Here is a 25,005-nt window from a genome sequence, read left to right as displayed (position 1 = left end):
TTCGCAAACGGCACCTTTATTCCACTATCAATTTGGCGACTTGCCAGGCGGACCGCGAATAATAGGTCTGCTTCTGTAATTCCGGGTCGCTGTCATAGGGGTAGATGACGAACAACGGACCCTTTTCTCGAACTGTCATGTAGTTGCCATCCAGTTTGATCGCCAGAATAACGTTAAATTTCTTAAAATCCTCAACCGGTATCGTGCTGACATAATCATTGAGAGCGACCGCCGTGATGCTGGTGCCCGTCGCGCCGACGACGTCCATCAATTTTGCCAGCGAAACACCATCGAAACGGACGCGGCCATCATGCCATGGCGTCGTCGTCTCCACCGTCACCATGCCAAGCGCCTCCAGCATGTCGCGATCGAACTGCGCAGCGCCGTCGGCGTTCGTATTGGTGATCTTTCCAGATATGGTTAATATCGGCTTGCCTTGCGGTTTGGCAATCGTTCCGGCTTCGGCACAGGAAAGCCACACGAGCGACAAGAACGCACTAAGAAGTACCCGGACGAAACTCATACTTTTTCTCCATCGATAACGTTCACGTCGAAGGTTTTCGCCAACCGCTGATGGTCAAGGGAACCGACGTAAGCACTATATATCAGGAACGGATGTTATATCCTCACTGAGATTTTATCCGTATTTTCTCTAGGTTTTGAGTAAACCCTTTTGATAATTTTTCCGTCTTATTTGTACTTTTTTACGTTTCGCGCACTGTTATGACGCAGGCGAACCTCACTTATGCCGTCTCATCAAATTCGTCCGGCGCGACGAAGGCCAAATTGTGGCGGGAGCTTTTCCGCTCACATGGAGAAACATGTGATTCGCGCGAGCCGGAGGTTGTGGCCGGAAATCCGGCATCGGCGTGCAGGCTAGACCGAAATGACAAAAGACAAGTTCCACGTCACAGAAAAATCATCGCCTTTGCCGGAGCCGACGGTTGAAACATACCGCGTGGAACTTAATATAAAGACTGTCGTTTCCGTTTCCGGCAATTCCAGAATCCCCCGCCGGAAATGTCCAGGCACAAGTTCCGCGCAGCGAAAGCCGCGATGCCGGATATCGTCCGGCCAGGAAAATTCTGTTCACGTCTCCGGGTCGGACGGCATCCGCCGTATCGGCCGCATCATGAAGGTAGCCCCTATGCACACCTATCCCGACATCAAACTTCTCATTGATGGCGAATGGCGAGACGCCGTTTCCGGCAAGACGATCGCCGTGTCCGATCCGGCAACCGACGAGATCATCGGCGCGATCGCCCACGCCGAGAAGGAAGACCTCGATCTCGCACTTGCCGCCGCTGACCGTGGCTTCAAGGTGTGGCGCGACACTTCGCCCTTCGAGCGTTCGAAGATCATGCGCCGGGCGGCCGATATCCTGCGCGAGCGCAAGGACAGGATCGCCTATATGATGACCCGCGAGCAGGGCAAACCGCTGGCGCAATCGGGCACCGAAATCATGGGGGCCGCCGATACCATCGACTGGTTCGCCGAAGAAGCACGCCGCACCTATGGCCAGGTTATCCCGGCGCGCGTGACCGGCGTTTCGCAGCTTGCCATCAAGCTGCCGGTCGGTCCCGTTGCGGCGTTTACGCCGTGGAACTTCCCGATCAACCAGATCGTCCGCAAGCTTTCCGCAGCGCTCGCCACCGGCTGCTCCATCATCGTCAAGGCGCCGGAAGAAACCCCGGCATCGCCGGCGGAACTCATCCGCGCCTTCGTGGATGCCGGCGTGCCGGCGGGCGTCATCGGCCTCGTTTACGGCGTTCCATCAGAGATTTCGGAATATCTGATCCCGCATCCGATCATCCGCAAGATTTCCTTCACCGGCTCCACACCGATCGGCAAGCACCTCGCGGCTTTGGCCGGCAAGCACATGAAGCGCGCCACGATGGAACTCGGCGGCCATGCGCCGGTGATGATCTTTAACGACGCCGATATTGAAAAAGCGATCGAGGTGACTTCGCTTTCGAAGTTTCGCAATGCCGGACAAGTCTGCGTCGCTCCCACCCGCTTCCTCGTGCAGGACGGCGTGGCCGACCGTTTCCTTGAAGGTTTCGTGGAGGCCACGAAGGCCATCAAGGTCGGCAACGGGCTCGAAGACGGTGTCATCATGGGTCCGCTCGCCAATGAGCGGCGTATTCCCGCACTGGAAGGCCTCATCAGCGACGCGGTTTCCCATGGCGGCGAATTGAAGACCGGCGGCCGCCGCATCGGCAACAAGGGCAATTTCTTCGAGCCGACGGTTCTGGCCAACGTGCCGACCACCGCCAAAATCATGAATGACGAGCCCTTCGGCCCGGTCGCAATCATCAACCGTTTCTCGAGCTTCGACGACGCGGTTGCAGAAGCGAACCGCCTGCCCTTCGGTCTTGCATCTTACGCCTTCACCGGCTCGGTCAAGACGGCACATGCGCTCGGCCATCAGGTCGAGGCCGGCATGCTGACCATCAACCATAACGGCCTTGCACTTCCCGAAGTCCCCTTCGGCGGCATCAAGGATTCCGGTTACGGCACGGAAGGCGGCTCGGAAGCCGTTCAGGCCTATCTGGAGACCCGCTTCATCAGCCAGATGAGCTGATTTGTACGAAAATCTCTTCTCCCCGCCGGGGAGAAGATGCCCCGAAGGGGTAGATGAGGGGGCAAGCTCTCCGAATAACTCTGGCCCTGCCCCCTCATCCCGCTGCCGCGACCTTCTCCCCGGCGGGGAGAAGAAGCGAGCCTTACCCACCCAGTCAGCCAGCACTCTCTGAAAGTTGCTCAGCCGTAGCTTGCCTCCGGCCTCATCCTGCCCTAAAAGAACAAAAAGTGAACTTTGAGGGCGATATGAGCGACACGGCGGCACCGGCATTGAAGGAAATCTTCAACCGCGAAAAATTGCAACATATCGCCGATCAGACCAAAGCCGTTCACGCGCCGTTTAACGTATCCGCCTTCATGGCGCTCGCAACGACAAACCTCGAGGCGCTTGGCATCATGCAACGCATGCGGCAGGTGGCGACCAGCCTGCATGCCACGTTGCCCGGCGACTATGCCCGTAACATCGAAATCCTGACCGCTGCAGCCCCCGGCATCGGCAATGGTTTTGCATCCATTTCGCTGCCGGAATATGTGGCGCTTTATGGTCTCGATGATTTCGATATTTCCATGCGGGCATTGTCCTATTTCACCGGCTTCGGCTCCTCGGAATTCGCCATTCGTCACTTTCTGCAAAAGGATATGGCCCGTACCCTTGCCGTGATGGAAACATGGTCGCGGCACGAAAACGAGCATGTGCGGCGTCTGGCAAGCGAGGGCTGCCGGCCGCGCCTGCCCTGGTCGTTCCAGCTCAAACCGCTGATCGACGACCCATCGCCGGTGACCGCGATCCTCGACGCCATGAAAGCCGATGAGGCGCTTTATGTCCGCAAATCCGTCGCCAACCACCTGAACGACATCACCAAGGACAATCCCGCCTTCGTGCTGGCGCTGATCGATACATGGCCAAAGGATAATCCGCATACGCGCTGGATCATGCGGCAGGCATTGCGCACGTTGATCAAGAAGGGTGACGCCGCCGCACTCTCCCATCTCGGCGCGCATGAGGAAGCGCAGATCGCGCTTGCCGCGTTTCAGGTCTCACCGGAGAAGGTTGTTCTCGGCAATCCGGTGCGGATTTCAGCCTCTTTCACCTCCGCGGCAAAGAGCCCGCAGAAGCTGGTGATCGATTACGCCGTGCATTACGTCAAGAAGAGCGGCGATGCCTCCGCGAAAGTCTTCAAATGGAAGGAGATCGAGCTTCAGCCGGGGGAAAGCTGCGCGCTGTCGATCAGCCGCGCCATGCGCGATTTCACCACCCGCAAGCACTATGCGGGTGTTCACAGGGTTGATCTCATGATCAATGGCAGATTGGCGGCCGAGGCCTCTTTCGAGCTTCTGATCTAAAGGCGGCGAGCGCCGCTTAAGCCGCCGGGAAAATCTTTGCCCGGCGGATGATGACTGAGCCACGGTCACCGGCGGCGACATCATTTTCCGGCGGCACGTCGAATTCCAGGAGATCGCCGCCATCGGTGCTGGCGATAACCCGCCGCTCACCCGCCCGGTCAAGAACCCGCGCCACCGAGGCCGGAATGCCTTCATGCAGGTCTTCCCACTCCAGATCGGAAGGACGGGCATAAATCTCGACGGCACCGTCTCCCTGAGTGTAGGAGAAGGGCAGCTCGTTGTCGCCGACATAGACCTTGCCGCCGCGCGCCACACCGGAGACCCGGTTGGCATCGCCGAGAAAGCGCATGACAAAAGCACTGTTTGGTTGGCGGCAGACCTCTTTTGGTGTGCCCTGTTGCACGATCTCACCCTGATTGAGGATCACCACGCGGTCAGCGAGATCGAGCGCCTCTTCCTGATCATGCGTCACGAAAATCGTGGTGATACCGAGAGCATCGTGAATTTCGCGCAGCCAGCGACGCAAATCGCGGCGCACATTGGCGTCCAGCGCGCCAAAAGGCTCATCCAGCAAAAGCACCTTGGGATCGACCGAAAGGGCGCGCGCCAGCGCCACGCGCTGCCGTTGCCCGCCGGATATCTGCGCCGGAAAACGATCCCCCAGACCATCGAGTTTGACGAGGTTCAGAAGTTCTTCGACGCGCGCGTCGATCGCTGGTTTGTCACGCTTGACCTTCGAGACCTTCAAACCGAAGGCGATGTTTTCGTGCAGCGTCATATGCGGAAAAAGCGCGTAATGCTGGAATACGAAACCCACGCCGCGATCGCGCACCGGAATATTGGTGGCGTCCTCGTCCCCAAACAGGATGCGGCCGCCATCGCTATATTCGAGACCCGCAACCATGCGCAAAATCGTCGTCTTGCCGGAGCCGGAAGGGCCGAGCAGCGCCAGAAGCTCGCCGCTTTCGATATCCAGCGAAACATCGCGCACGGCGCGGAAGGTATCGAAGGTCTTCACCACGTTTTCGAGGCGGATTTTCATGGGAATCAGGTCTCCGTGGCGATGGCGGCATCGCCGTTGGTCTTTTTGCGCGCACGCCCGGCACCACGCCGTTCCAACGCCACCTTGGCGATGATGGTGACGACGGCGAGCAAAGCAAGGATCGAGGCCGAGGCGAAGGCGCCCGCCGTCTGGTAATCGTGATAGAGCAGTTCGATATGCAGAGGCAGCGTGTTGGTCTGGCCGCGAATATTGCCTGACACCACCGATACCGCGCCGAACTCGCCCATCACGCGGGCATTGCACAGCACAACACCATAAAGCAGCGCCCATTTGATATTCGGCAGCGTCACCGAAAAGAAAGTGCGCCAGCCGGATGCGCCAAGCGAGGTCGCCGCCTCTTCCAGATCACGGCCCTGCGCCTGCATCAGCGGTATCAGTTCACGCGCCACGAAAGGTGCCGTGACGAACATCGAGGCGATGACGATGCCGGGCAGCGCAAAGAGGATTTTGATGTTGTGCGCATCAAGGAACGGTCCGAACAGCCCCTGCAATCCGTAAACGAACAGATAAGCGACACCGGCAACAATGGGCGAGATGGAGAATGGTATTTCAATCAGCACCAACAGGAAGCGCCGGCCGGGAAAATCGAACTTGGTGATCGACCAAGCGGCGGCAACCCCGAAGGCGGTATTCACTGGCACGGCGATCAGCGCCGTCAGCACCGTGAGCATGATCGCGTGGCGGGTGTCGGGGTGGGTGATGGTGGCGGAATAGACCTTCCAGCCCTGCGAAAAAGCCTCTACGCCGATGATGATCAGCGGTGCGACAACCAGCAAAGCGCCGATGACCAGCACGAAGGCGATGAGGCTGCGACGAACCCAGTTTGCATCTCCGACGCGCGGTGGCTTGCGGTGTTGGGAAAAGGCGCTCATCTCCTAGCTCCTCACCGTATAACGCAGCGCGCGCGTCTGCAGGTAATTGGTCACGGCCAGCATGATGAAAGCGGTGATGAGCAGCACGGAGGCGATGGCGGCTGCAGCCTGGTAGTCATATTCCTCCAGCCGGATGAAGACCAGCAATGCCGTGATCTCAGTAGAGAACGGCTGGTTTCCGGCAATGAAGATGATCGCCCCGAATTCGCCAAGGCTGCGGGCGAAGGAAAGCGACAGACCGGCCAGAAGAGCGGGCGTCAAAAGCGGCAGAATGACCTTACGGAAAATTTCCAGATCCGAACCACCGAGCGATTGCGCCGCTTCCTCCAGCGCCGGATCGAGGTCTTCCAGCACCGGCTGCACGGTGCGCACGATAAACGGCAGGCTGGTAAAGGCCATCGCCACCATGATGCCAACAGGCGTATAGGCCACCTTGATGCCGAGCGGCGCCAGCAGCGAACCGAACCAGCCATTGCCCGCAAACAGCGTCGTCAAGGCAATGCCGGCAACGGCAGTGGGAAGCGCAAAAGGCAAATCGACAATGGCATCAACGAGACGCCAGCCGGGAAAGCGGTATCGCGTCAGCACCCAGGCGAGCGCCAGTCCGAAAATGACATTGAACAGCGTGGCGGCCAGCGCGCAGAGCACGGTGACGCGATAACTGGCAACGGCGCGCGGCGAGGAGATAATCGCCCAATATTCGGCCGGCCCCAGGCTTGCCGCCTTGAACACCAGCGCCGAGAGCGGCAGAAGCACGATGATGGCAACGTAAGTCAGGGTAACGCCAAGGGACAATTTCAGCCCCGGCAGAACATTCCGCTTCAAACCCCCGCCCCCATTTCATCATGAAGCGACCCGGCAGTGTCCCGCCGGGTCGTTTTCAAGTTTTGTCTCGCTGTGATTAGCGGCTGCCGTAAAGCGTATCAAGCGTCGCGCCGGATGCAAAATGCTCTTTCTGGATTTTATTCCAGCCGCCGAAGACGTCATTGACGTTGACGAGGCGAATGGCCGGAAAATCGCTCTTGAACTCGCCGACAACTTTTTCATCGTGCACGCGGTGGCCGAACTGCGCCGCAATGCGCTGGCCTTCTTCCGTATAGAGGAAATCAAGGTAGCTCTTGGCCAGTTCTCGCGAACCGCGCTTGTCGACCACCTTGTCCACAACCGCCACCGGGAATTCGGCCAGCAGGCTGACGGAAGGCACGACGCCTTCAACCTTGTCCTTGCCATATTGCTTGGCAATGCCACGTGTCTCGGCTTCAAAGGTGATCAGCACGTCGCCGATTTCACGCTCCACGAAAGTGGTGGTGGCAGCACGGCCCCCGGTGTCGAAAACCGGCGTGTTGTCGAAGATTTTCTTGACGAATTCCTGAACCTTTTTCTCGTCGCCGTTGAACTTCTCCTTGGCGTAAGCCGTGGCGGCGAGATAGGTGTAACGGGCGTTACCCGAGGTTTTCGGATTGGGGAAAACGACCTTCACGTCGTCGCGGGCAAGGTCGTCCCAATCCTTGATGCCCTTGGGATTGCCGGCCCGCACGAGGAAGGACGGGAAGGAATAGAACGGCGAAGCGTCATTCGGGAAATCCTTCTGCCAGTCGGCGGAGACAAAACCCTGCTTCACCAGAAAATCGACATCGGTCACCTGATTGAAGGTAACGACATCGGCTTCCAGACCCTCAACGATGGCGCGCGCCTGCTTGGAGGTGCCGGCATGCGACTGATCGACAGTGATGCCCGGATGCTGTTTGATGAACGCCTCGTTCTCGGCCGCAAAAACTTCACGGGCGACATCGTAAGATGCGTTGAGAATAGTGGTCGGAGACTGCGCCTGCGCCGCACCTGCAAAAAGGGCGGTAATGGCAGTGCCGATAATGAGAAGACGTTTCATGAATACCCCCGGAAAATCGAATGGTCCTCAACATAGAGGGCTGAGGCAACTCCGGCGAGAAACAGTCGTGCTTTACGGGATCAGGAATTGGAAATTTCACCCAAAGAACAAAATTTCTACAGGCGATAATTTCATATATGGCGACAAGGCGGATTTCTTTTGCGTCAGGCTAGAGACGATGTTCGGGAAACAGATTGCCGGAATGATCAACAAGGTAGCGTGAAATATCCTCCTCGCGCACTTCTTCCAGCCGCCCCGGACGCCAGCGGGGATTACGGTCCTTGTCGACCAAGGCCGCACGCACGCCTTCGTAAAAATCATGCTGGCGCAATATCTCGGTGCCGGCGGCAAACTCCCGCTCCAGGCACTCGATCAGGCTTGCACTTTCGCGGCCAAGCCGCAGAAGCTTCAGTGTCAGTTTAAGGCTGGTGGGAGAGCGTTTTTGCAGAACTTCAAGCGTTTCTCGCGAAAAGGCATCGTCCCGCGCCGAAAGGGCGGCGAAAATTTCCTCGACCGTATCGAAACGGAATGTCGCATCGATGATATCCCGGTTTGCAGCCAGTATGCCTTCACCCTCATCAGTGGCATAGGCCGCTATCGCTGCCTCCACACCTTCGACATCCGTCGTTTGCGACAAATCCTGCACCAGAGCTTCGAGACGGTCCGAGGGGACGAAATAATCGGCGAACCCGGCATAGATCGCGTCGGCAGCGGTAACGGCATTGCCGGTTAGTCCGAGCCACGTGCCGCATTCGCCCGGCGCCTTCGGCAAAAGCCAGGAACCACCGACATCCGGGAAATAACCGATACCCGTTTCCGGCATGGCGAGCCTTGTGCGCTCGGTGACGATGCGGTGGCTGCCATGCGCGGAAATGCCGACGCCGCCACCCATGACGATGCCATCCATCAACGCCACATAGGGTTTGCCGAAACGGGCGATCCGATAGTTGAGCGGAAACTCCTCCCGCCAGAAATCAAGCACCTGCGGGTCACCGGCCTTGCCGAGATCATGAATGATGCGGACATCGCCGCCGGCGCAAAGCCCTTTTTCGCCCTCCCCCGTCAGCACGACGCAGGATATGCCGGGGTCGTCCTCGAAACGCTGCAGCGCCTGAAACAGGACACGCACCATCGGCAATGTCAGGCTATTGATGGCTTTCGGACGGTTAAGGCTGATGACGCCGGCCCCTTGCCGTTTCCCGACGATGACCTGCACCTCCGCTTCGGTTCCCAGTTCCAATCTCGCCTCCTCCGCTGCCGGTTCTCCGCCCATCTTGGCGGCCTTGGCGCAATCACGCAACGTTGATCTTGTCGTATGGGAACGTCTTTCGCTTAAACCGCTTTCCCAGGCGTAAAATGCCTGAAATCCGCTTTCGCAATGCAGCATGTTTGCTTGACGCCCGGAAGATGATGGCATGTAATGGGTTCTGGAAATGCCGGCATTGATTCCTGTCGAGCGTGTGCCGGACCAAGCGAAATGTCGCCTTCTCAAAGGCGCTGTAAACAGCAACGGGAGACGAGCATGCAGGTTTCGGAAAACGAGTGGATCAGCAAACGCGCCTATACACTCTGGGAAAAAGAAGGCCACCCCCACGGCCGCGATGCGGCACATTGGGAACAGGCAAAACATGAATTTTCACTTCTGAAGACATCGGAAGCGACGAAACCCGCGCAGCGCAAGAAGGCAGCTCCCAAAGCCGTCTCCGCTGATGCCGCCGCACCGGATGCAGAAGCCCCGGCGAAACCCAAAGCCCGCGCTCGCAAGGCTGCCGCTGCGAAATAAGACTCCACATAGTCATCTGAAGCAGCAAATGAAAAAGCCCGACGAAATCTCGCCGGGCTTTGTCTGTTTAACGTGCGTCGCAGCCCGGTTCGCCGATCCGGCAACCGCCCTGGAAGTTTTCCGAGCCAGGTGCGCGGCGCTGCTCGTCCCACTGGCGGCGTTCAGGGCGGCGCTGGCCTTCATCCTGATTTTGCTGACGGTCACGGTTGCGGTCCCGGTTATCATCTTCGACGCGGGGGCGATTGTCCTCACGGCGCGGCCTGTCGCCCTGATTTCTGTCGCCCTGATTGCGATCACCCTGGTTCCAGTCGCCATAACGGCGCTCCCAGCGGCCGTCATTCGGTCCGCCGCCCTGGCGCGGATCACGCGATTCATCGCGGCGGCCGTCGCGCCAGTCATCCCGGCGGCCATCACGCCAATCGTCGCGCGGACGTGGGCGGTCCCAGTCTGCGCGCGGTGGCGGCGGTGCGGCATTCCAGTAACCGCCGGAGGGGCGACGCCAGCGATCACGCTCGCGGTAAAAATCGCGGTCCCGGTAATAACGGTCCCAATAACGACCGGCTTCGAAGGTGATGATTGGCACGCCGAGATCCCGGTAATAACGCGGCTCGACATAGACCCGGTTCTGCCGGTACGTCGTTTCGATATAGCGCCCGGCGACCCAACCGCGACCGGCAACGAAGGACACGTCGCACCACGGCGTATCCGAGAGGCAGCCATGCACCGTGAGCGGTGCGCCGTTCGGGATCACGACGACGGCCGGGTAAGCCGTGCTCGGGCCGGAGCGCATATTTACATTCGCTGTGGCAAAGCCGCGTGTCGCGGCTTCGGCAAGTGCCGGCGCGGCGAGCATGGCCACCAGCGCAATTGCGCCAAACAGTTTTCTCTTCACTTCTTTCTCCTCAAGCAAAGGCCCGCTTTGCCCTTGTCGGCATCCATCGTCTTCGATGGACGAGTATGCGTTCCGCATACTGCCACGATCGGAAAATACGCGCCTCTCCATGAACGCAGCATGAAACAAATGAGGCGCCGTATCAGTTCCACCTGCGGCATTGCGCGCCCGACAAATTGCCGACGGAATGGCCCGCCGGTCTTGACTTCGGGGGTCAATCATCCGACTTCAGTGCAACAGCAATATGGAGCAGAACCATGAGCGAAACCGCACAGACGACCGTCGACCAGAGCGAAGTGGATCGTTTCTCCGCGATGGCTGCCGAATGGTGGAGCCCAACGGGCAAGTTCCGCCCGCTGCACAAGTTCAATCCGGTGCGGCTGGAATATATCCGCAACCGCGTCTGCGAGAATTTCGGCCGCGACCCGAAGGCGCATCGCCCGCTGGAAGGGTTGCGCGTGCTGGATATCGGCTGCGGCGGCGGTCTTCTCTCCGAGCCCGTAGCGCGCATGGGCGCCACCGTGGTGGGTGCCGATCCCTCGGAGAAGAACATCGGCATCGCCTCCACCCATGCGCGTGAAAGCGGTGTCACAGTGGACTACCGCGCCGTAACCGCCGAACAGTTGCAGGAAGCGGGCGAAACCTTCGACGTCATCCTCAACATGGAGGTTGTGGAGCATGTGGCGAATGTCGATTTCTTCGTCACCACCTGCGCGAAAATGGTGCGCCCCGGCGGGCTGATGTTCGCCGCCACCATTAACCGCACGCTGAAAGCCCGGGCGCTCGCCATCTTCGCCGCAGAAAACGTGCTGCGCTGGCTGCCGCGCGGCACCCACCAATATGAGAAGCTGGTTCGCCCGGAAGAGCTTGAGCGGCCGATGGTGGCAAGCGGCATGGATATCATCCACCGCACCGGCGTCTTCTACAACGTGCTGCAGGATCGCTGGAATCTCTCGCCGGATATGGACGTCAACTACATGATGCTGGCGAAACGGCCGGCATAAATCGGCATTCAGACAGGGATAGCCTGCACCGCCAACAGCAGTTCCTTTTGCCCGGCAGCATTTCTTGCGACGATTTTCCGGACCTCTGCCCGGTCGACTTCAACCGGAGTTCCGTTCGCCGCGAAAGGCTGCTTGAAATTAAACGCCTGTGGCGACGGGCCGTGGTCGTGCAGATGCTCGAACCTTCTGACGGCATCTGTCCAGAGAGGATTATCCGCCGTATCCACCCACCATAGAACAAGCGGCGGCCATTTCTGTGGAATATTCCAGTTGCGTCCATGCTTCAGGGCCTCCGCATGCACGCCGGAGTAGGAATACGCCATCAGCGATTCGAGATCGCGCCAGAGCGAAAAGGACGAAACACCGCTTGTCGCGCCGTTTTCCTTCAGGAAACGTGGGAAGACCTGCACGCCCCAGCTTGCGGGTCCGGGTTCGCCTTCGTAACCGGACCGGCCGATGAAACCTTCCGCGCGTTCGGCGGCCATGAAATTCAAAGGTTCGCGCCGGGCAAATCCGGCAACGGCGGGATCATCATAAGCGGCAATCTGTATTCCGAAATTATAGATTGCTAACCGCATAGCCAAACTCAGTTTATGTCGTCAGGTAACGACGGCAGCGGCGCGATTTCGATGCCCTCGTCCAGCAGGGCCTTGGCTTCCTGCACGGAGGCATTGCCGATAATGCCGCGCTCGTCCGCCTCGCCATAATGGATTTTGCGGGCTTCTTCGGGGAATTTATCCCCGACATCCTCCGCATTGGCGCGGATATTGGCGACGGCCTCGCGGATTTTCGCAATCGCTTCCTTTTTTGCCGTGTCCATGGCGAGCGTCTGGCGTTCGTCCTTTTTACGGGCGGTGGAGACCGAAGGCGCCATCAGAAGTTTGGAGACCTGCACGGAATTGCAGACCGGACAGGACAGGAAACCGCGCTGCAACTGATTGTCGAAATCGTCGCTACCGGCAAACCAGCCTTCAAACTCATGGCCCTTCTCACAGGCCAGCGCATAACGGATCACGCCGCCTCACCTCCGGCAGGTTTCAGGGGAATAACCGTATCCAGCCCGAACTCGCGGGCATTGCGCAGATTGGGGATTTTTCCGCGCGCCGCCGCCACAAGAGACGTGTCGATCTCAGCGAAAATGATCTCTTCCCCGGCACCGCCGGCAATGGCCAGAACCTTGCCCCAGGGGTCGATGATGATGGAATGGCCGAAAGTTTCACGCCCATCCTCATGCACCCCGGACTGTGCGGCGGCGATGACGAAAGCGCCGTTTTCAATGGCGCGGGCGCGCAGCAGAATTTCCCAGTGGGCTTCCCCCGTCTGGCGGGTGAAGGCGGCAGGCACCGTCAGAATTTCGGCGCCGGCCAGCGCTTCTGCGCGGAAAAGCTGCGGGAAACGGACGTCATAGCAGATAGCAAAGCCAAATTTCGCCAGGGGAAGTTCGGCGATACGCGCCACTTCGCCGGGCTCATAGGCAGCGCTTTCGCGCCAGCTTTCGCCATTGTCGAGATCGACATCGAACATGTGGATCTTGTCATAGCTGCAGATGCGCGAACCATCCGGCGCGAAGAGAAACCCGCGATTGGCAATCTTGCCATCCGGCCTGGCAATCGCCGTGGAGCCAATATGGACATGGATACCGAGTTCGCGCGCCAGCCGTGCGGCGGTGGCAACGATGATATCGCCATCGTCATCGCGCAGCTGGGCACGAAGCGCCTGCCTGTCCTTCTGGATCGCGCCGGTCATTTCCGGGGTCTGGACATAAACAGCGCCTTCCGCCGCGGCAGCACGCACCAGCCGCTCCATATCGACGGCGTTTTTCGCCGGATCAACGCCCGAGCGCATCTGGATGGCAGCAACCTTGAAACTCATCACATCCTCCGTCGATCGGACCGATCAGCCAGCCAGCATCGTATCCAGTTTGCCGGCGCGCTCCAAGGCGTGCAGATCGTCGCAACCGCCAACAAGCTCGCCATTGATGAAGATTTGCGGAAAGGTCGTTCCGCCGGATTTCTCGATCATTTCCTGCCGGTATTCCGGTGTCGTGGTAGCGTTATATTCTGCATAATCAACGCCCTTGCTGTCCAGCAGCGCCTTGGCGCGCGCGCAATAGCCACAAAAATCCCGCGTATAAATCGTCACCGGTGCCATGTCTTTCAAAGCCTCGCAAACGTGCGATGAACGCACGGTTTCCTCACATCATTCAGGCTTCATATAGGCCCGGAAATGGCCATTGCAAAGGTCAAAACTGTCACATCCGCGGCACCTGCCTTGCGCAGGGCACGGCTTGCCGCACCCACCGTCGCGCCGGTCGTATAGACGTCATCCACCAGCACCACGCGCTTTCCATGAACATCGGCTTCCCGGCCGGGCGCAAGCGAAAAAGCGCCGCGCACATTATCCCGGCGGGCGAGTGCGGAGAGCCCCACCTGACGCTCGGTCGGCTTCACACGCAACAGCGTGCCGGCGAGCAGAGGCTTGCCGGCCGCCCTCGCCAGATGCCGCGCCAGCTCGGCGGACTGATTGAAGCGACGGCGCAGGAAACGGTAGCGATGTAAGGGCACGGGCACAATGCAATCGCAGGCATCCACCGTTCCGTCGCTTGCCCGCAGCATCCATATCGCCATCAACCGGGCGAGATCAGTACGGTCCTGATATTTCAGCCGGTGCACCAGCTTACGGGCAGTGCCCTCATGGCTGGCAACGGCGCGCAGGCGATCAAAGGATGGCGGATCGGCAATGGCCCGCGCACTCACAACGCCTTCGCCATGATCGCGCGAAAAGGGGACACCCAAAACCTCGCAGAAAGGCCGTTCGATGAAGGCAACCTCCCGCCAGCAATCGGGGCACAACGCCCCCTCGCCGCCGGTCATGCGATTGCAGCCGGCGCAGGTTGGTGGGTAGACCATGCGGAAGGCCGCGCACAACAGGCCACGGGCGGCGGCCGGCACCCTGGCAGACTTCGACAGCAACTCCGAAAACAGATCTTCACCAGCACCCATAAGGTTGACTTTAGCGCCGAACGGGTGCCTTTGCGAGAGCGATATGGTCCGGCCAGACACCGGAAAACGATGCCCCTGACGGCATGACAGCAAAGAAGCGGCCCGCCGACCCCAAGGCGCTATTGGCCGAGCAGGCAAGACGATGGATATTCTCTTTGACCAGGCCCTGATCGAACAAAACCGTCGCCGGGCATGGAACCGGCGCGACGACAAGGCTCTGTTTCTTCTCGATATGGCGGCTGAAGAGCTCGCCGACAGGCTCGCCATCGTCGAGCGCAAATTCGAGACGGCGATCGAACTGCACGGCGGAACCGGCGTCACCGCGAAGCGCCTTGCCGATACGGGCAAGGTGGATACCATCCGCCGCATCGAGACAGAGAGCCGTTTTGCGACGGATGGAAATATCCCGCAGGTCGCCTCCATGGAACATCTGCCGCTGGAGGAAGCTTCCGCCAATCTCGTCGTTTCACCCCTTGCCCTGCACCTGACCAACGACACCCCCGGCGCGCTGATCCAGATACGGCGGGCTTTGAAGCCGGACGGCCTGTTTCTCGGCGCCATTCCCGGCAGCGGCACACTGCATGAACTGCGCGACGTGTTGCTGACGGCGGAGGCGGAACTGACCGGCGGCGCCAGCCCGCGCGTCATTCCTTTCGCCGATGTGCGTGATGTCGGGGCGCTTTTGCAGCGCGCCGGTTTTGCCCTTCCGGTCACCGATTCGGAAACCTATACGGTGCGGTACGATTCGATTTTTCCGCTGATGCGCGACCTGCGCGCCATGGGCATGGCCAATCCGCTGGCAAGCCGCAGCAGAAAACCGCTCAACCGCGCGTTCTTCCTGCGCGCGGCGGAGCTTTATGCCGAACGTTATTCAGACCCGGATGGACGGATAAGGGCGACATTTTCCATCATCTATGTTTCAGGCTGGGCGCCGCATGAGAGCCAGCAGAAACCGCTGAAGCCCGGCTCCGCCAAAATGCGCCTTGCGGATGCGCTGAAAACCACCGAGGTGAAATTGTCCTGAGCGCTCGCCCGACACTTTCAACTTTTGGCGAAAGTGTCGGTGAGAAACTGGAAAACTGTGTTGATATCGCTGCTGATGGTGCTCGCGCCACCAATGAGCGCCGCGGAAATCAGCCCGACGATCAGGCCGTATTCAACTGCTGTCGCACCATCTTCGTTCTTGCAAAAATTGATAAATGAAAGCAGCACAGGATATGCCCAATCCGCCAGCCGGCATTATGCTTTATTGAAATCGAATATATCTTAAGGCCGCCAGTGTGAGGAATCGGTTACCGATGATGGTAAACGATCAGCAACCGCTCTCATTGCTGTAACCCGTCACGACGCAGGGCATTTCCGGCATCGGCTGGGTTATGCTGCGGCGAATGGAATAGGTCTTACCCGTATCGGTTTTCTTGACCGAGCCGGTGCTGATCATGTCATAATTGTCGGGAAACTGTGCCACACGGGTGGATGATTTTCCGGCAAGCATGGGGGTGATGATCAGGGAGAGAGCGATAACGGCCGTGCCGAAAAGCAGCGCGACATTAAGAACGCCGGTGCGACGGGATTTATCGGAATAAGAGTGACGACCTTCCACCGTCTTCCAGAAATCCTCGTTCATAACCAACCTCGTCTCGCGCAGTTTACCGCTTCTTTAGATTAACAATCTGCCAGAGGGTGCTGAACGATCTCTTAACATAGCCCCGTTTTGGCACGGCAAAACGCAGCGAATGGAAGGTTTTCACGAAGCTGTGACGGTGTAAGGCGGCGTCTTAAAGCAGATCCTGCAGGAAAGGGATCAGCGGCTCGTCGGCCGGCGGCATGGGGTAGTCACGCAGGGCCATCGGCTTTACCCATTTTATCGCCTGACCTTCCCGGCCATGCGGGATGCCTTCGTAACGACGGCACACATAGAGCGGCATCAGCAGGTGAAACGTCTCATAGGTATGGCTGGCGAAGGTCAGCGGTGCGAGGCAGGCGACCTTGGTCTTGATACCCAGTTCCTCGTCCAACTCGCGGACAAGGGTTTCCTCCGGCGTCTCGCCGTGCTCCACCTTACCACCGGGAAATTCCCACAGGCCGGCGAGCGATTTTCCTTCCGGCCGCTGAGCCAGAAGAATGCGGCCATCCTGATCGAGAAGCGCGCAGGCAGCGACCAGCAGGATTTTTTTGCCCGCCTCACTCATTCTTCAGCGCCCTTGTCCTCAGCACCCTTGTGCCAATAGCGGTAACGATAAGCTTCGGTAAAACCGAATTTTTCGTAGAGCGCAATCGCGGCAGCATTGGTCGAAACCACCTGCAACCATGCGCTTTTCGCGCCGCTGATCCTCGCCCAGCGCAACGCCGAGGCTAAAATCTGCGTGCCGAGACCCTTTTGTCGTTGCGACTTGTCAACATCGAGGGAGATGATGCCGGCAAGATCGTTATCCTGCACGCAGATAACAGTCGCCAGCGGTTGGCCTTCAACTTCCTCGTTGATGAACAGGCCGAGTGTCGGCTTGATGGAGCTGACGATCTCGGCAATCGCCGGACGTAGGGACGCATCGCCATCGCTGACCTTGAGACTGGCTTCCACAAATCGGCCGATATCGTGGCTCGGCAGGCTGACGAGCGTCTCCGGAAGCTCCATGCCGGAAAGATCAGCCGTCATCACCTTGACTTCCTCAAACACGGACCAGCCGTCCTTGACGAGAAAGTCTTTCAGTTGCGGCGGCATCAGCGTCGTTTCGCGCACCACCAGCGGTCGGCCGAAATCCTCGAAACGCTTGCGCGCCTTTTCCAGCCGCACTGCGCTGTTGCCATAGTCGGACGGGTCAAGCGGCACCACGCAGTTGATGCGCTTGGAGGGATGCGACCCCGTAAGGCGGATTTGCCAGCTGCCGTCATAAATCACCGACGAGGCCGGCCATGCGCGGAAGCTGACGGCTTCCAGACGGCGAACCAGCGGCAGATTGACGGCTTTGTTGTCCTGCATTCTCTTCGGCTCCAACGGTCAGCTCCGGTAGTCGCCGTTGATCGCAACATATTCCTTGGTCAGGTCGCAGGTCCAGACCGTGGCCGTACCCTGGCCGAGACCGATATCCACCTTCACCGGAATATCTTCCAGCCGCATGACGGCCGTCGTTTCCGCTTCCGAATAATCCGGGTCGCGCTCGCCGTTGACGGCCACGCGCACGCCGCCGAACCAGATAGCGAGGCGGTCGCGGTCGGCCATTTCGCCTGACTTGCCGACGGCCATGACGACGCGGCCCCAATTGGCGTCTTCACCGGCAACCGCCGTCTTCACCAGCGGCGAATTGGCGATGGAAAGGGCGATCTTCTTGGCGGCGGCATCGTTTTCCGCGCCGGTGACGGTGACTTCCACCATCTTGCGGGCACCTTCGCCATCGCGAACCACCTGCAACGCCAGATCCTTCAGGAGATCGTTGAGCGCGGCACGGAAGGAGGACAGGCGCTCGTCATCGGCGCTCGTTACCTTCACCTGACCGTCTTCGGCCGCCGCACCCGTGGCAAACAGCATCAGCGTATCGGAGGTGGATGTGTCGCTATCGACAGTCACGGAATTGAAGGTCGGGCCGACACCGGCCGAAAGCAGGGATTGCAGGGCGGCAGGCTCAATATCGGCATCCGTCACCACGAAGGAGAGCATCGTCGCCATATCGGGGGCAATCATGCCCGCCCCCTTGGAAATACCGTTGATCGTGACGACCACGCCGCCGATCTCGGCGGTGCGGGTCGAGACCTTCGGATAGGTGTCGGTCGTCATGATCGCCTTGGCGGCTTCCTGCCAGAAATCGGCTTCCGCCCTGACATTCATGTCGCCGAGAACGCCGGCAAACTTCGAGGCGTCCAGTGGCTCGCCGATCACGCCTGTTGATGCCAGGAACACTTCGCCCTCAGAGCAGCCGACGGCAGCGGCGGCGGATTTCGCCGTCAGCTCGGTCGCCGCCTTGCCCTTGACGCCGGTAAAGGCATTGGCATTGCCGGAATTGACCACCACCGCACGTGCTGCGCCGCCGCCGAGATTGGCGCGGCAGAAATCGACCGGAGCGGAAGGGCATTTCGATTTGGTGAAAACGCCGGCCACGCTTGCCGGCTTGTCGAACACCATCAGGAGAACGTCGGTGCGGTTCTTGTACTTGATGCCGGCGGCAGCCGTCGCCATGCGAACGCCGCGCAGCGCTGGCATGTCGGGATAGGATTTCGGAGCGAGCGGGGAAACGGCAACGGACATGGAAAAGCGCCTGAAATTCTGGAAATGGGAGGTATGGAAGTGCCTGAGATGAAACGGGGCGGCCTCAAAGCCGCCCCGTAACAAGGTGATTATTACTGCTGCGGCGGCTGAGCCTGCTGTTCCTTCGTGGCTTCGTCGTAGCCCTTCTTCAGCGTCTCATCCATGATTTCGATCTTCTGGTCAGCCTTGGCTTTCTCGATGAGGGCAACGTACTTGTCACGCATGACAAGCTGACGAACCTGCGGCTCGACCTGCTCGAAAGCCGGCGGCGGGGCGATGCGCTTGTCTTCCAGCTTGATGACGTGGAAGCCGAACTGCGTCTTCACAGGGGTCTTGGTGTAAGCGCCCTTTTCGAGACCGAAAGCGGCCTCTTCGAATTCCGGCACCATGCGGCCCTTGCCGAACCAGCCGAGATCGCCGCCGTCATCCTTGTTGGAATCGGTCGACTTTTCCTTGGCGAGTGCGGCGAAATCCTTGCCCGAATCAAGCTGCTTGATGATGTCCTTGGCTTCATCTTCGCTGGCGACGAGGATGTGGGCGGCCTTGATTTCCTCTTCCTGCGGCAGGGCTGCGACTTCCTTGTCGTAGCGCGCCTTCACTTCATCAGCGGTGACGGCATCGACCACATGCTTGCGGAAATAGGCGTTGTGCAGCTCACGGTCCTGGATGAATTCCATGCGCTTCTTGAAATCTTCGGTCTTTTCGAGACCCTCGGCGCTGGCATTCTTCACGAGAAGCTTGACGTCGATCGCGCCGGACAGGGCTGCGACCTTCTTCTGCTCGTCGGGAAGCTGCGCGAGCTGCGGATCGAGGTTGCCCATGGCGAGGTCGAGTTCGGACTGGTGGATTTCCAGATCGCCGACCTTGGCGACAACCTTGTCTTCCTGTGCAAAAGCCGGAAGCTGGAGGCCGAGCGTGGCCACAATCACCGCAGCCGCAATTTTATTATAGCGCAACATTTTGAACCTTTCGGGGACAATGCCGGCTCCAGACATGGTTTCCGGCTCTGAAAAAACTTCCAAACACCGGATTGTGGCCATTCTGTAACGGGCAGAACCGTTGACATCATTTGCCCCCCCTCTTATCTGTCACGCAACCTCGCGTCCAGATACGTTGAAGGGCGAAGTCCGTCATTTGTTGCTGAAATCGGCATGACGGAGAAAAGCGCCCGTGAAAACGGAATTTCAGAAAGGGCCAGTAAGATGGTCAGTCTCGGCGGAATAGCCCGCAAGTTGTTCGGTTCGGCAAATGAACGCCGCGTCCGCTCCTATAAAAGCAAGATCGCAGCCATCAATGCGCTGGAAGAGGCCACCAAGGCTTTGTCCAACGAAGCGCTTGCGGCAAAGACGGCGGAGTTCCGCCAGCAGCTTGCCGATGGCAAGACGCTGGACGATCTCCTGATCCCGGCTTTCGCCGTCGCCCGTGAGGCGTCACGCCGCGTTCTGCACATGCGCCCCTTCGACGTGCAGCTGACCGGCGCCATGATCCTGCATGGCGGCGCCATCGCCGAAATGAAGACCGGTGAAGGCAAGACGCTGGTGGCGACCCTTGCGGTCTACCTCAACGCGCTGGCCGGCAAGGGCGTGCATGTCGTTACCGTCAACGACTATCTCGCCAAGCGCGATGCCGCCACGATGAGCAGGCTCTATGGCTTCCTCGGGCTGACGACCGGCGTCATCGTGCACGGGCTGGATGACGACCAGCGCCGCGAGGCCTATGCCTGCGACATCACCTACGCGACGAATAACGAGCTCGGCTTCGATTATCTGCGCGACAACATGAAATACGACCGCGCCCAGATGGTGCAGCGTAGCCACAATTACGCGATCGTCGACGAAGTCGATTCGATCCTTGTCGATGAGGCGCGCACGCCGCTGATCATTTCCGGCCCGCTGGACGACCGCTCCGATCTCTACAACACCATCGACGCGTTCATTCCGCTTCTGTCGCCGGAAGATTACGAAATCGATGAAAAGCAGCGCTCGGCCAACTTCTCCGAAGACGGCACCGAGAAGCTCGAGAACCTGCTGCGGCAGGCGGGCCTCCTCAAGGGCGAATCACTTTACGACATCGAAAACGTCGCCATCGTTCACCACATCAACAATGCGCTGAAGGCCCACAAGCTTTTCACCCGCGACAAGGACTACATCGTCCGTAACGACGAAATCGTCATCATCGACGAATTCACCGGCCGCATGATGCCCGGCCGCCGTTATTCCGAAGGCCAGCACCAGGCGCTGGAAGCCAAGGAAAAGGTGCAGATCCAGCCGGAAAATCAGACGCTTTCTTCCGTCACCTTCCAGAATTATTTCCGCATGTACGCAAAGCTCGCCGGCATGACCGGTACGGCTTCGACGGAAGCGGAAGAGTTCGGCAACATCTACGGCCTCGACGTCATCGAAGTGCCGACCAACCTGCCGATCCAGCGTATCGACGAGGACGACGAAGTCTATCGTACCGGCGAGGAGAAGTTCCTGGCCATCATCACCGAAATCAAGGCGGCGCATGAGCGCGGCCAGCCGGTTCTGGTGGGCACGACCTCGATCGAAAAGTCGGAGCTTCTGGCCCATATGCTGCGCCAGTCAGGCTTCACCGATTTCCAGGTTCTGAACGCCCGTTACCACGAGCAGGAAGCCTATATCGTTTCGCAGGCCGGTGTTCCCGGCGCCGTCACCATCGCCACCAACATGGCCGGTCGCGGTACCGACATCCAGCTCGGCGGCAACGTCGACATGCGCCTCGAGCGCGAGCTGGAAGGCATGGAGCCCGGTCCGGAGCTTGATGCAAAGGAAGAGGCAATCCGCGCCGAAATCAAGGTGCTGAAGGAAAAGGCGCTCGCCGCCGGCGGTCTCTACGTCATCGCCACCGAGCGCCACGAAAGCCGCCGTATCGATAACCAGCTGCGCGGCCGTTCCGGCCGTCAGGGTGACCCGGGCCGCTCGAAATTCTATCTGTCGCTCCAGGACGACCTGATGCGCATCTTCGGCTCCGAGCGCATGGACTCGATGCTGCAGAAGCTCGGCCTGAAGGAAGGCGAGGCAATCGTCCATCCGTGGATCAACAAGGCACTGGAACGCGCCCAGAAGAAGGTCGAAGCCCGCAACTTCGAGACCCGCAAGAACCTTCTGAAATATGACGACGTGCTGAACGACCAGCGCAAGGTGATCTTCGAGCAGCGCCTTGAGCTGATGGAGGCCGACAATATCGGCGAAACCGCAGCTGACATGCGCAACGAAGTGATCGAAGCGCTCGTCACCAAGCATGTTCCGGAAAATGCCTATGCCGAACAGTGGGATATTGCCGGCCTGAAGGCTGGTATCGCCCAGTTCCTGAACCTCGACCTGCCGGTGGAGGAATGGGCCAAGGAAGAAGGCATCGCCGAGGACGACATTCTTCAGCGCGTTACCGAGGCCGCCGACAAATACGCTGCCGAGCGTGCGGAACGTTTTGGTCCTGAGATCATGACCTATGTGGAACGTTCGGTCATTCTCCAGACAATCGACCATCTGTGGCGCGAACATATCGTCAACCTCGACCACCTTCGCTCCGTCGTCGGTTTCCGCGGTTACGCCCAGCGTGATCCGTTGCAGGAATACAAGGCGGAAGCCTTCGAACTGTTCCAGTCGCTGCTTACCAATCTGCGCGAAGGCGTCACCGCCCAGCTGATGCGCGTGGAACTGGTGCAGCAGGAACCGCAGCAGCCGGAACTGCCGGAAATGACCGCCCATCATCTCGACCCCGTCACCGGCGAAGACGAGATGTCGTATAGCGCACCCGTCGCTTTGGTGCCGGCCGAAGAGCGCGATCCGAACAATCCCTCCAGCTGGGGCCGTATCGGGCGCAATGAAATGTGCCCCTGCGGCTCGGGCAAAAAATACAAGCACTGCCACGGCGTTTACGAACAGGCGTAAACCTGAGGCCCATTTTTGATAGCAATCGCCCGTAACCCCGTGTTGCGGGCGATTTTCTTTGCGCCCGTTCATTGCTGTTGACGGATATCAGCGATTTCCAATATGGGAGCCTGATCATCTTCCGGAAAACGCTTTCATAAGCGCATCCGGCTAGATGGAAGCGTCGGACGGGCTCACGATCTTTGTTTTTGCGCATTCTCCGGACGTAAAACCGCTAAACAATTTTGACGGAAATGCTCCATGGCCCCTCGCGATCTCGCCGCCTATATTTTTCTCGCGCTCGCATGGGGAATGTCTTTCCTGCTGCTACTGCATGTCGTCGCGGCCTTCGGCTGGATTGGTGCCGTCACGCTTCGTTCGCTTGTCACCGCCGTCACCCTCTTTCTCATCGCGCGGGCCGCGCGCCGCAAGCTGGCATTTTCCGCCAGCTGGCGTACTTTCACCGTCGTTGGAGCGACAACGGTTGCCGGACAGCTGATCGGCCTTTCCTACGCAACACCGCTGGTCGGCACCGCCATGGCCGCCATTCTGGTGGCGACAATTCCGCTTTTTTCCATGCTCATCTCGCAGATGTGGGGGCTTGAGCGGCTGACGCGGCAGGGTGTTGCCGGCCTCGTCATCGGCTTTGCCGGCATCGTCCTGCTCGTCGGTTTTCCCGCCGTTCCCGTCACAACCGGTTTCATCATCGGCTGCGCCGCCGCTGTCGCCGCCTGTATCTGCGCCGCCTATGGTAGCAACTATGCCAGCCACCACCTCAAAGGCGTTGGCTCCTGGGAAATCACCATCGGCTCCTTTCTGGCGGGCGGCCTGATGACCCTGCCGCTTCTTCTGGCCGTGCCATTGCCCGGAACGCCGGCTCTCATCGACTACGTTTACCTGCTGATACAGGCGGTGGTCATGAGCGGCCTCACTTACATCACCTATTTCCGGCTCGTCTCCACCATCGGTGCAACGAAGACGATCAGCGTTGAATTTGCCGTCACTGTCGTGGCGGTTCTTATCGGCGCTCTGGTGCTGGACGAACCCCTGTCACTTCCCCAGCTTTTGGGCGCGGGCATCATCATTTTGGGCTGCGCACTCGTGCTCGATCTTCTGCCCAAGAAAAAAGCGCCGCCCACGCCCTCCGGCGCATGAAGGGTTTATTAGCGTTTTCCACTAATAGTCGTGGCGGCTATCGCTGATCACGCGTGATCGCGTTTGCGACGCGAGGGGAAAATGCAAACGGGCAAGTCAGATTATGAGCATTATTGGGACCCGTTGCGGGCTCTCCTCATGCTGCTCGGCATTCCCTATCACGCCTCCCTGCTCTACAGCCACGCCCTGCCTTGGGATATCAAGGATTTTGAGACCAGCCCGGTCCTGACAGCACTTGGCGCGGCGCTCGTCACGTTCCGCATGCCGGCGTTTTTTCTGGTGGCCGGTTATTTTTCAGCCATGGTCGTCGGCAAGAAGGGCAAGATGCCTTGGTTGAGGCAGCGTTTTCTGCGCCTTGGCCTGCCCTTCATCGTGGCCTTGCTCCTGCTCGGGCCTCTGCAACTTTTCCTGCTGCAACTGGCCGGCGTCGCCAAGGGCGATATCCCCGCCGACCGGCTGATGCAGAGCCTGCCGGGTCTATTGCGTCCAAGCGAACAATGGATCATGCATCTGTGGTTCCTGCCCGCCCTCATTGCCTATTCCGTCCTGCTTGCAGGCCTGCTGTTCCTCGCAGAACGCCCACCATTGGCCTATGCCAGAGACTGGTTTGGCAGGGCGCGGGCACGTTATCCGGCCCTGTTTTTTGTCGCGCTCTGCGCCTTGCCTGTTGTGTGGGAACTGATGGTCTACGGCTCAGGCCTGCTTGCGGGCAAAACCGGAAATGGCCTGTTTATCCTCTACGAACGGGCCTCCGATCCCTATGCGCGCTATCTGCCGTTCTTTCTCATCGGGGCGCTGTTAAACCGTGACCGGGTGCTCTTTCACCGCTTTCGCCAGACGGGACCCCTTACAGGTATTATCACCTTCGGCGCTATAACAACCGCCGTGACGCTACGGCTGCAAAATCCCTTTTCCAGTTCGGCCATGCTCGTGCTGGTTTCGGCGATTGCGGCGGTGGCGGCAAGCCGCCTGCTGATCGACCTCGCCTGCCGCTATTTCGACAGGCCAAGCCGGATTGCCGGACGGATGACGGATGCCTCCTTCACCATCTACCTGTTTCATCACCCGCTGATTTACGCTTTCGGCACGCTTTTCATTCTGATCTCGCTGCCGCCCATCCTCGAATTCACGATCATCGTCGCGGCGACGACCTTTACGGCCTATCTGCTGCACCAGATGATACGCCGCAGTCCGCTTGCACTTTTTCTTCTCAACGGCACCCGCAAGCCGCGGGCGGCAAACGACATCGGGACAGGCGCCGCCACCTCCCAAACCCTTCGTTAAGGATA

At 59.3% G+C, this 25,005-nt stretch carries 26 protein-coding genes; 8 read left to right on the top strand and 18 right to left on the bottom strand.

The genetic code is table 11. The features are described from left to right. Positions 1-16: 16 nt before the first annotated feature. Positions 17-523, bottom strand: coding sequence for a putative pterin-binding protein (locus JZX89_RS05740; protein WP_207133359.1), 507 nt, complete (start codon positions 521-523; stop codon positions 17-19). Between the two features lie 624 nt (positions 524-1,147). Between JZX89_RS05740 and JZX89_RS05735 the strand changes: the two genes are divergently transcribed. Both JZX89_RS05735 and JZX89_RS05730 read left to right on the top strand, forming a co-directional pair. After that, positions 1,148-2,584 carry an NAD-dependent succinate-semialdehyde dehydrogenase gene (locus JZX89_RS05735; RefSeq protein ID WP_149899357.1) on the top strand — a complete coding sequence of 479 codons (1,437 nt, stop codon included), beginning with the start codon at positions 1,148-1,150 and terminating at the stop codon, positions 2,582-2,584. A gap of 245 nt (positions 2,585-2,829) precedes the next feature. Continuing rightward, a complete protein-coding gene (locus tag JZX89_RS05730) occupies positions 2,830-3,927 on the top strand; it encodes a DNA alkylation repair protein (RefSeq protein ID WP_207133358.1) in 1,098 nt (365 codons plus the stop codon). 16 nt (positions 3,928-3,943) lie between these two features. Here the strand turns inward: JZX89_RS05730 and JZX89_RS05725 are convergent, their stop codons facing one another. The 5 genes from JZX89_RS05725 to JZX89_RS05705 form a co-directional block, all read right to left on the bottom strand. Next, a complete protein-coding gene (locus JZX89_RS05725; protein ID WP_149899359.1) occupies positions 3,944-4,969 on the bottom strand; it encodes a sulfate/molybdate ABC transporter ATP-binding protein in 1,026 nt (341 codons plus the stop codon). 5 nt (positions 4,970-4,974) lie between these two features. After that, positions 4,975-5,862 (bottom strand): sulfate ABC transporter permease subunit CysW, encoded by an 888-nt coding sequence (gene cysW / locus JZX89_RS05720; protein WP_207133357.1) that lies wholly within the window; start codon positions 5,860-5,862, stop codon positions 4,975-4,977. Between the two features lie 3 nt (positions 5,863-5,865). After that, positions 5,866-6,687, bottom strand: a complete 822-nt coding sequence (gene cysT / locus JZX89_RS05715) for a sulfate ABC transporter permease subunit CysT (RefSeq protein WP_149899361.1) — start codon at positions 6,685-6,687, stop codon at positions 5,866-5,868. A gap of 76 nt (positions 6,688-6,763) precedes the next feature. Next, positions 6,764-7,750, bottom strand: coding sequence for a thiosulfate ABC transporter substrate-binding protein CysP (gene cysP, locus JZX89_RS05710; RefSeq protein ID WP_207133356.1), 987 nt, complete (start codon positions 7,748-7,750; stop codon positions 6,764-6,766). A 169-nt stretch (positions 7,751-7,919) separates the two neighbouring features. Next, entirely contained in the window at positions 7,920-8,990 is a 1,071-nt protein-coding gene (locus tag JZX89_RS05705; protein ID WP_207133355.1) for an enoyl-CoA hydratase/isomerase family protein, read from the bottom strand. Between the two features lie 282 nt (positions 8,991-9,272). Between JZX89_RS05705 and JZX89_RS05700 the strand changes: the two genes are divergently transcribed. Further along, positions 9,273-9,533 (top strand): DUF2934 domain-containing protein, encoded by a 261-nt coding sequence (locus JZX89_RS05700; RefSeq protein WP_153514546.1) that lies wholly within the window; start codon positions 9,273-9,275, stop codon positions 9,531-9,533. Positions 9,534-9,600: 67 nt separating this feature from the next. Here JZX89_RS05700 and JZX89_RS05695 read toward each other — a convergent pair whose 3' ends face one another. Continuing rightward, positions 9,601-10,425, bottom strand: a complete 825-nt coding sequence (locus JZX89_RS05695; protein WP_207133354.1) for an SH3 domain-containing protein — start codon at positions 10,423-10,425, stop codon at positions 9,601-9,603. A gap of 257 nt (positions 10,426-10,682) precedes the next feature. Between JZX89_RS05695 and ubiG the strand changes: the two genes are divergently transcribed. Further along, the gene (gene ubiG, locus JZX89_RS05690) at positions 10,683-11,429 is read left to right on the top strand and encodes a bifunctional 2-polyprenyl-6-hydroxyphenol methylase/3-demethylubiquinol 3-O-methyltransferase UbiG (protein WP_142841419.1); all 747 of its coding nucleotides are present in this window, start codon (positions 10,683-10,685) and stop codon (positions 11,427-11,429) included. Positions 11,430-11,437: 8 nt separating this feature from the next. On the opposite strand, the gene JZX89_RS05685 is transcribed toward ubiG, so the two are convergent. From JZX89_RS05685 to JZX89_RS05665, 5 genes are read right to left on the bottom strand one after another with little or no spacing between them, the layout of a single operon-like run. Continuing rightward, positions 11,438-12,007 carry a DUF3291 domain-containing protein gene (locus tag JZX89_RS05685; RefSeq protein ID WP_153514542.1) on the bottom strand — a complete coding sequence of 190 codons (570 nt, stop codon included), beginning with the start codon at positions 12,005-12,007 and terminating at the stop codon, positions 11,438-11,440. Between the two features lie 8 nt (positions 12,008-12,015). Further along, complete coding sequence (locus tag JZX89_RS05680; RefSeq protein WP_046801875.1) at positions 12,016-12,444, bottom strand: DUF1178 family protein; 429 nt, start codon at positions 12,442-12,444, stop codon at positions 12,016-12,018. Further along, on the bottom strand, positions 12,441-13,301 hold the full coding sequence (locus tag JZX89_RS05675) for a carbon-nitrogen hydrolase family protein (protein WP_207133353.1): 861 nt from the start codon (positions 13,299-13,301) through the stop codon (positions 12,441-12,443). The genes JZX89_RS05680 and JZX89_RS05675 overlap by 4 nt, the downstream gene beginning before the upstream one ends. A gap of 24 nt (positions 13,302-13,325) precedes the next feature. Further along, positions 13,326-13,580, bottom strand: coding sequence for a glutaredoxin 3 (gene grxC / locus JZX89_RS05670; protein ID WP_153514538.1), 255 nt, complete (start codon positions 13,578-13,580; stop codon positions 13,326-13,328). 59 nt (positions 13,581-13,639) lie between these two features. Next, complete coding sequence (locus JZX89_RS05665; RefSeq protein ID WP_149899367.1) at positions 13,640-14,431, bottom strand: ComF family protein; 792 nt, start codon at positions 14,429-14,431, stop codon at positions 13,640-13,642. A 142-nt stretch (positions 14,432-14,573) separates the two neighbouring features. Here JZX89_RS05665 and JZX89_RS05660 point away from each other — a divergent pair, with 142 nt between their 5' ends. Beyond that, positions 14,574-15,455, top strand: coding sequence for a methyltransferase domain-containing protein (locus tag JZX89_RS05660; RefSeq protein WP_207133352.1), 882 nt, complete (start codon positions 14,574-14,576; stop codon positions 15,453-15,455). 17 nt (positions 15,456-15,472) lie between these two features. Here the strand turns inward: JZX89_RS05660 and JZX89_RS05655 are convergent, their stop codons facing one another. From JZX89_RS05655 to JZX89_RS05630, 6 genes are all read right to left on the bottom strand, one after another. Next, a complete protein-coding gene (locus JZX89_RS05655; protein ID WP_369809530.1) occupies positions 15,473-15,643 on the bottom strand; it encodes a Flp family type IVb pilin in 171 nt (56 codons plus the stop codon). A gap of 100 nt (positions 15,644-15,743) precedes the next feature. Next, positions 15,744-16,058 (bottom strand): hypothetical protein, encoded by a 315-nt coding sequence (locus JZX89_RS05650; RefSeq protein WP_207133351.1) that lies wholly within the window; start codon positions 16,056-16,058, stop codon positions 15,744-15,746. Between the two features lie 151 nt (positions 16,059-16,209). Next, positions 16,210-16,623: an 8-oxo-dGTP diphosphatase MutT gene (mutT, locus tag JZX89_RS05645; protein WP_149899371.1), complete on the bottom strand. Its 414-nt coding sequence runs from the start codon at positions 16,621-16,623 to the stop codon at positions 16,210-16,212. Then, positions 16,620-17,411 (bottom strand): GNAT family N-acetyltransferase, encoded by a 792-nt coding sequence (locus JZX89_RS05640; RefSeq protein ID WP_207133350.1) that lies wholly within the window; start codon positions 17,409-17,411, stop codon positions 16,620-16,622. The genes mutT and JZX89_RS05640 overlap by 4 nt, the downstream gene beginning before the upstream one ends. A gap of 18 nt (positions 17,412-17,429) precedes the next feature. Beyond that, positions 17,430-18,671 carry a bifunctional glutamate N-acetyltransferase/amino-acid acetyltransferase ArgJ gene (gene argJ, locus JZX89_RS05635; protein ID WP_207133349.1) on the bottom strand — a complete coding sequence of 414 codons (1,242 nt, stop codon included), beginning with the start codon at positions 18,669-18,671 and terminating at the stop codon, positions 17,430-17,432. 92 nt (positions 18,672-18,763) lie between these two features. After that, a complete protein-coding gene (locus tag JZX89_RS05630; RefSeq protein WP_149899374.1) occupies positions 18,764-19,630 on the bottom strand; it encodes a peptidylprolyl isomerase in 867 nt (288 codons plus the stop codon). Between the two features lie 243 nt (positions 19,631-19,873). On the opposite strand from JZX89_RS05630, the gene secA reads away from it, so the two are divergent. From secA to mdoC, 3 genes are all read left to right on the top strand, one after another. Continuing rightward, complete coding sequence (gene secA / locus JZX89_RS05625; protein ID WP_207133561.1) at positions 19,874-22,582, top strand: preprotein translocase subunit SecA; 2,709 nt, start codon at positions 19,874-19,876, stop codon at positions 22,580-22,582. A gap of 240 nt (positions 22,583-22,822) precedes the next feature. Continuing rightward, positions 22,823-23,716: a DMT family transporter gene (locus JZX89_RS05620; protein WP_207133348.1), complete on the top strand. Its 894-nt coding sequence runs from the start codon at positions 22,823-22,825 to the stop codon at positions 23,714-23,716. 81 nt (positions 23,717-23,797) lie between these two features. Continuing rightward, the gene (gene mdoC, locus JZX89_RS05615) at positions 23,798-25,000 is read left to right on the top strand and encodes a glucans biosynthesis protein MdoC (RefSeq protein WP_207133347.1); all 1,203 of its coding nucleotides are present in this window, start codon (positions 23,798-23,800) and stop codon (positions 24,998-25,000) included. Positions 25,001-25,005 lie beyond the last annotated feature (5 nt).

This window comes from Agrobacterium burrii, from assembly GCF_017313405.1.
GTDB classification, from domain to species: domain Bacteria; phylum Pseudomonadota; class Alphaproteobacteria; order Rhizobiales; family Rhizobiaceae; genus Agrobacterium; species Agrobacterium burrii.
The sequence above is the reverse complement of the archived record's forward strand: the minus strand, read 5'-3'. Positions and strand labels throughout refer to the sequence as shown.

Bases quoted from the DNA above. Each gene is read 5' to 3' on its own strand.
- cysW (WP_207133357.1), bottom strand. From the start codon at position 5,862: ATGAGCGCCTTTTCCCAACACCGCAAGCCACCGCGCGTCGGAGATGCA.
- ubiG (WP_142841419.1), top strand. From the start codon at position 10,683: ATGAGCGAAACCGCACAGACGACCGTCGACCAGAGCGAAGTGGATCGT.
- mdoC (WP_207133347.1), top strand. From the start codon at position 23,798: ATGCAAACGGGCAAGTCAGATTATGAGCATTATTGGGACCCGTTGCGG.
- grxC (WP_153514538.1), bottom strand. From the start codon at position 13,580: ATGGCACCGGTGACGATTTATACGCGGGATTTTTGTGGCTATTGCGCG.
- JZX89_RS05725 (WP_149899359.1), bottom strand. From the start codon at position 4,969: ATGAAAATCCGCCTCGAAAACGTGGTGAAGACCTTCGATACCTTCCGC.
- JZX89_RS05650 (WP_207133351.1), bottom strand. From the start codon at position 16,058: ATGAACGAGGATTTCTGGAAGACGGTGGAAGGTCGTCACTCTTATTCC.
- argJ (WP_207133349.1), bottom strand. From the start codon at position 18,671: ATGTCCGTTGCCGTTTCCCCGCTCGCTCCGAAATCCTATCCCGACATG.
- JZX89_RS05665 (WP_149899367.1), bottom strand. From the start codon at position 14,431: ATGGGTGCTGGTGAAGATCTGTTTTCGGAGTTGCTGTCGAAGTCTGCC.
- JZX89_RS05740 (WP_207133359.1), bottom strand. From the start codon at position 523: ATGAGTTTCGTCCGGGTACTTCTTAGTGCGTTCTTGTCGCTCGTGTGG.
- JZX89_RS05685 (WP_153514542.1), bottom strand. From the start codon at position 12,007: ATGCGGTTAGCAATCTATAATTTCGGAATACAGATTGCCGCTTATGAT.
- mutT (WP_149899371.1), bottom strand. From the start codon at position 16,623: ATGAGTGAGGCGGGCAAAAAAATCCTGCTGGTCGCTGCCTGCGCGCTT.
- JZX89_RS05630 (WP_149899374.1), bottom strand. From the start codon at position 19,630: ATGTTGCGCTATAATAAAATTGCGGCTGCGGTGATTGTGGCCACGCTC.
- JZX89_RS05620 (WP_207133348.1), top strand. From the start codon at position 22,823: ATGGCCCCTCGCGATCTCGCCGCCTATATTTTTCTCGCGCTCGCATGG.
- JZX89_RS05675 (WP_207133353.1), bottom strand. From the start codon at position 13,301: ATGAGTTTCAAGGTTGCTGCCATCCAGATGCGCTCGGGCGTTGATCCG.
- secA (WP_207133561.1), top strand. From the start codon at position 19,874: ATGGTCAGTCTCGGCGGAATAGCCCGCAAGTTGTTCGGTTCGGCAAAT.
- JZX89_RS05735 (WP_149899357.1), top strand. From the start codon at position 1,148: ATGCACACCTATCCCGACATCAAACTTCTCATTGATGGCGAATGGCGA.
- cysP (WP_207133356.1), bottom strand. From the start codon at position 7,750: ATGAAACGTCTTCTCATTATCGGCACTGCCATTACCGCCCTTTTTGCA.
- JZX89_RS05640 (WP_207133350.1), bottom strand. From the start codon at position 17,411: ATGCAGGACAACAAAGCCGTCAATCTGCCGCTGGTTCGCCGTCTGGAA.
- JZX89_RS05700 (WP_153514546.1), top strand. From the start codon at position 9,273: ATGCAGGTTTCGGAAAACGAGTGGATCAGCAAACGCGCCTATACACTC.
- JZX89_RS05730 (WP_207133358.1), top strand. From the start codon at position 2,830: ATGAGCGACACGGCGGCACCGGCATTGAAGGAAATCTTCAACCGCGAA.
- JZX89_RS05660 (WP_207133352.1), top strand. From the start codon at position 14,574: ATGGATATTCTCTTTGACCAGGCCCTGATCGAACAAAACCGTCGCCGG.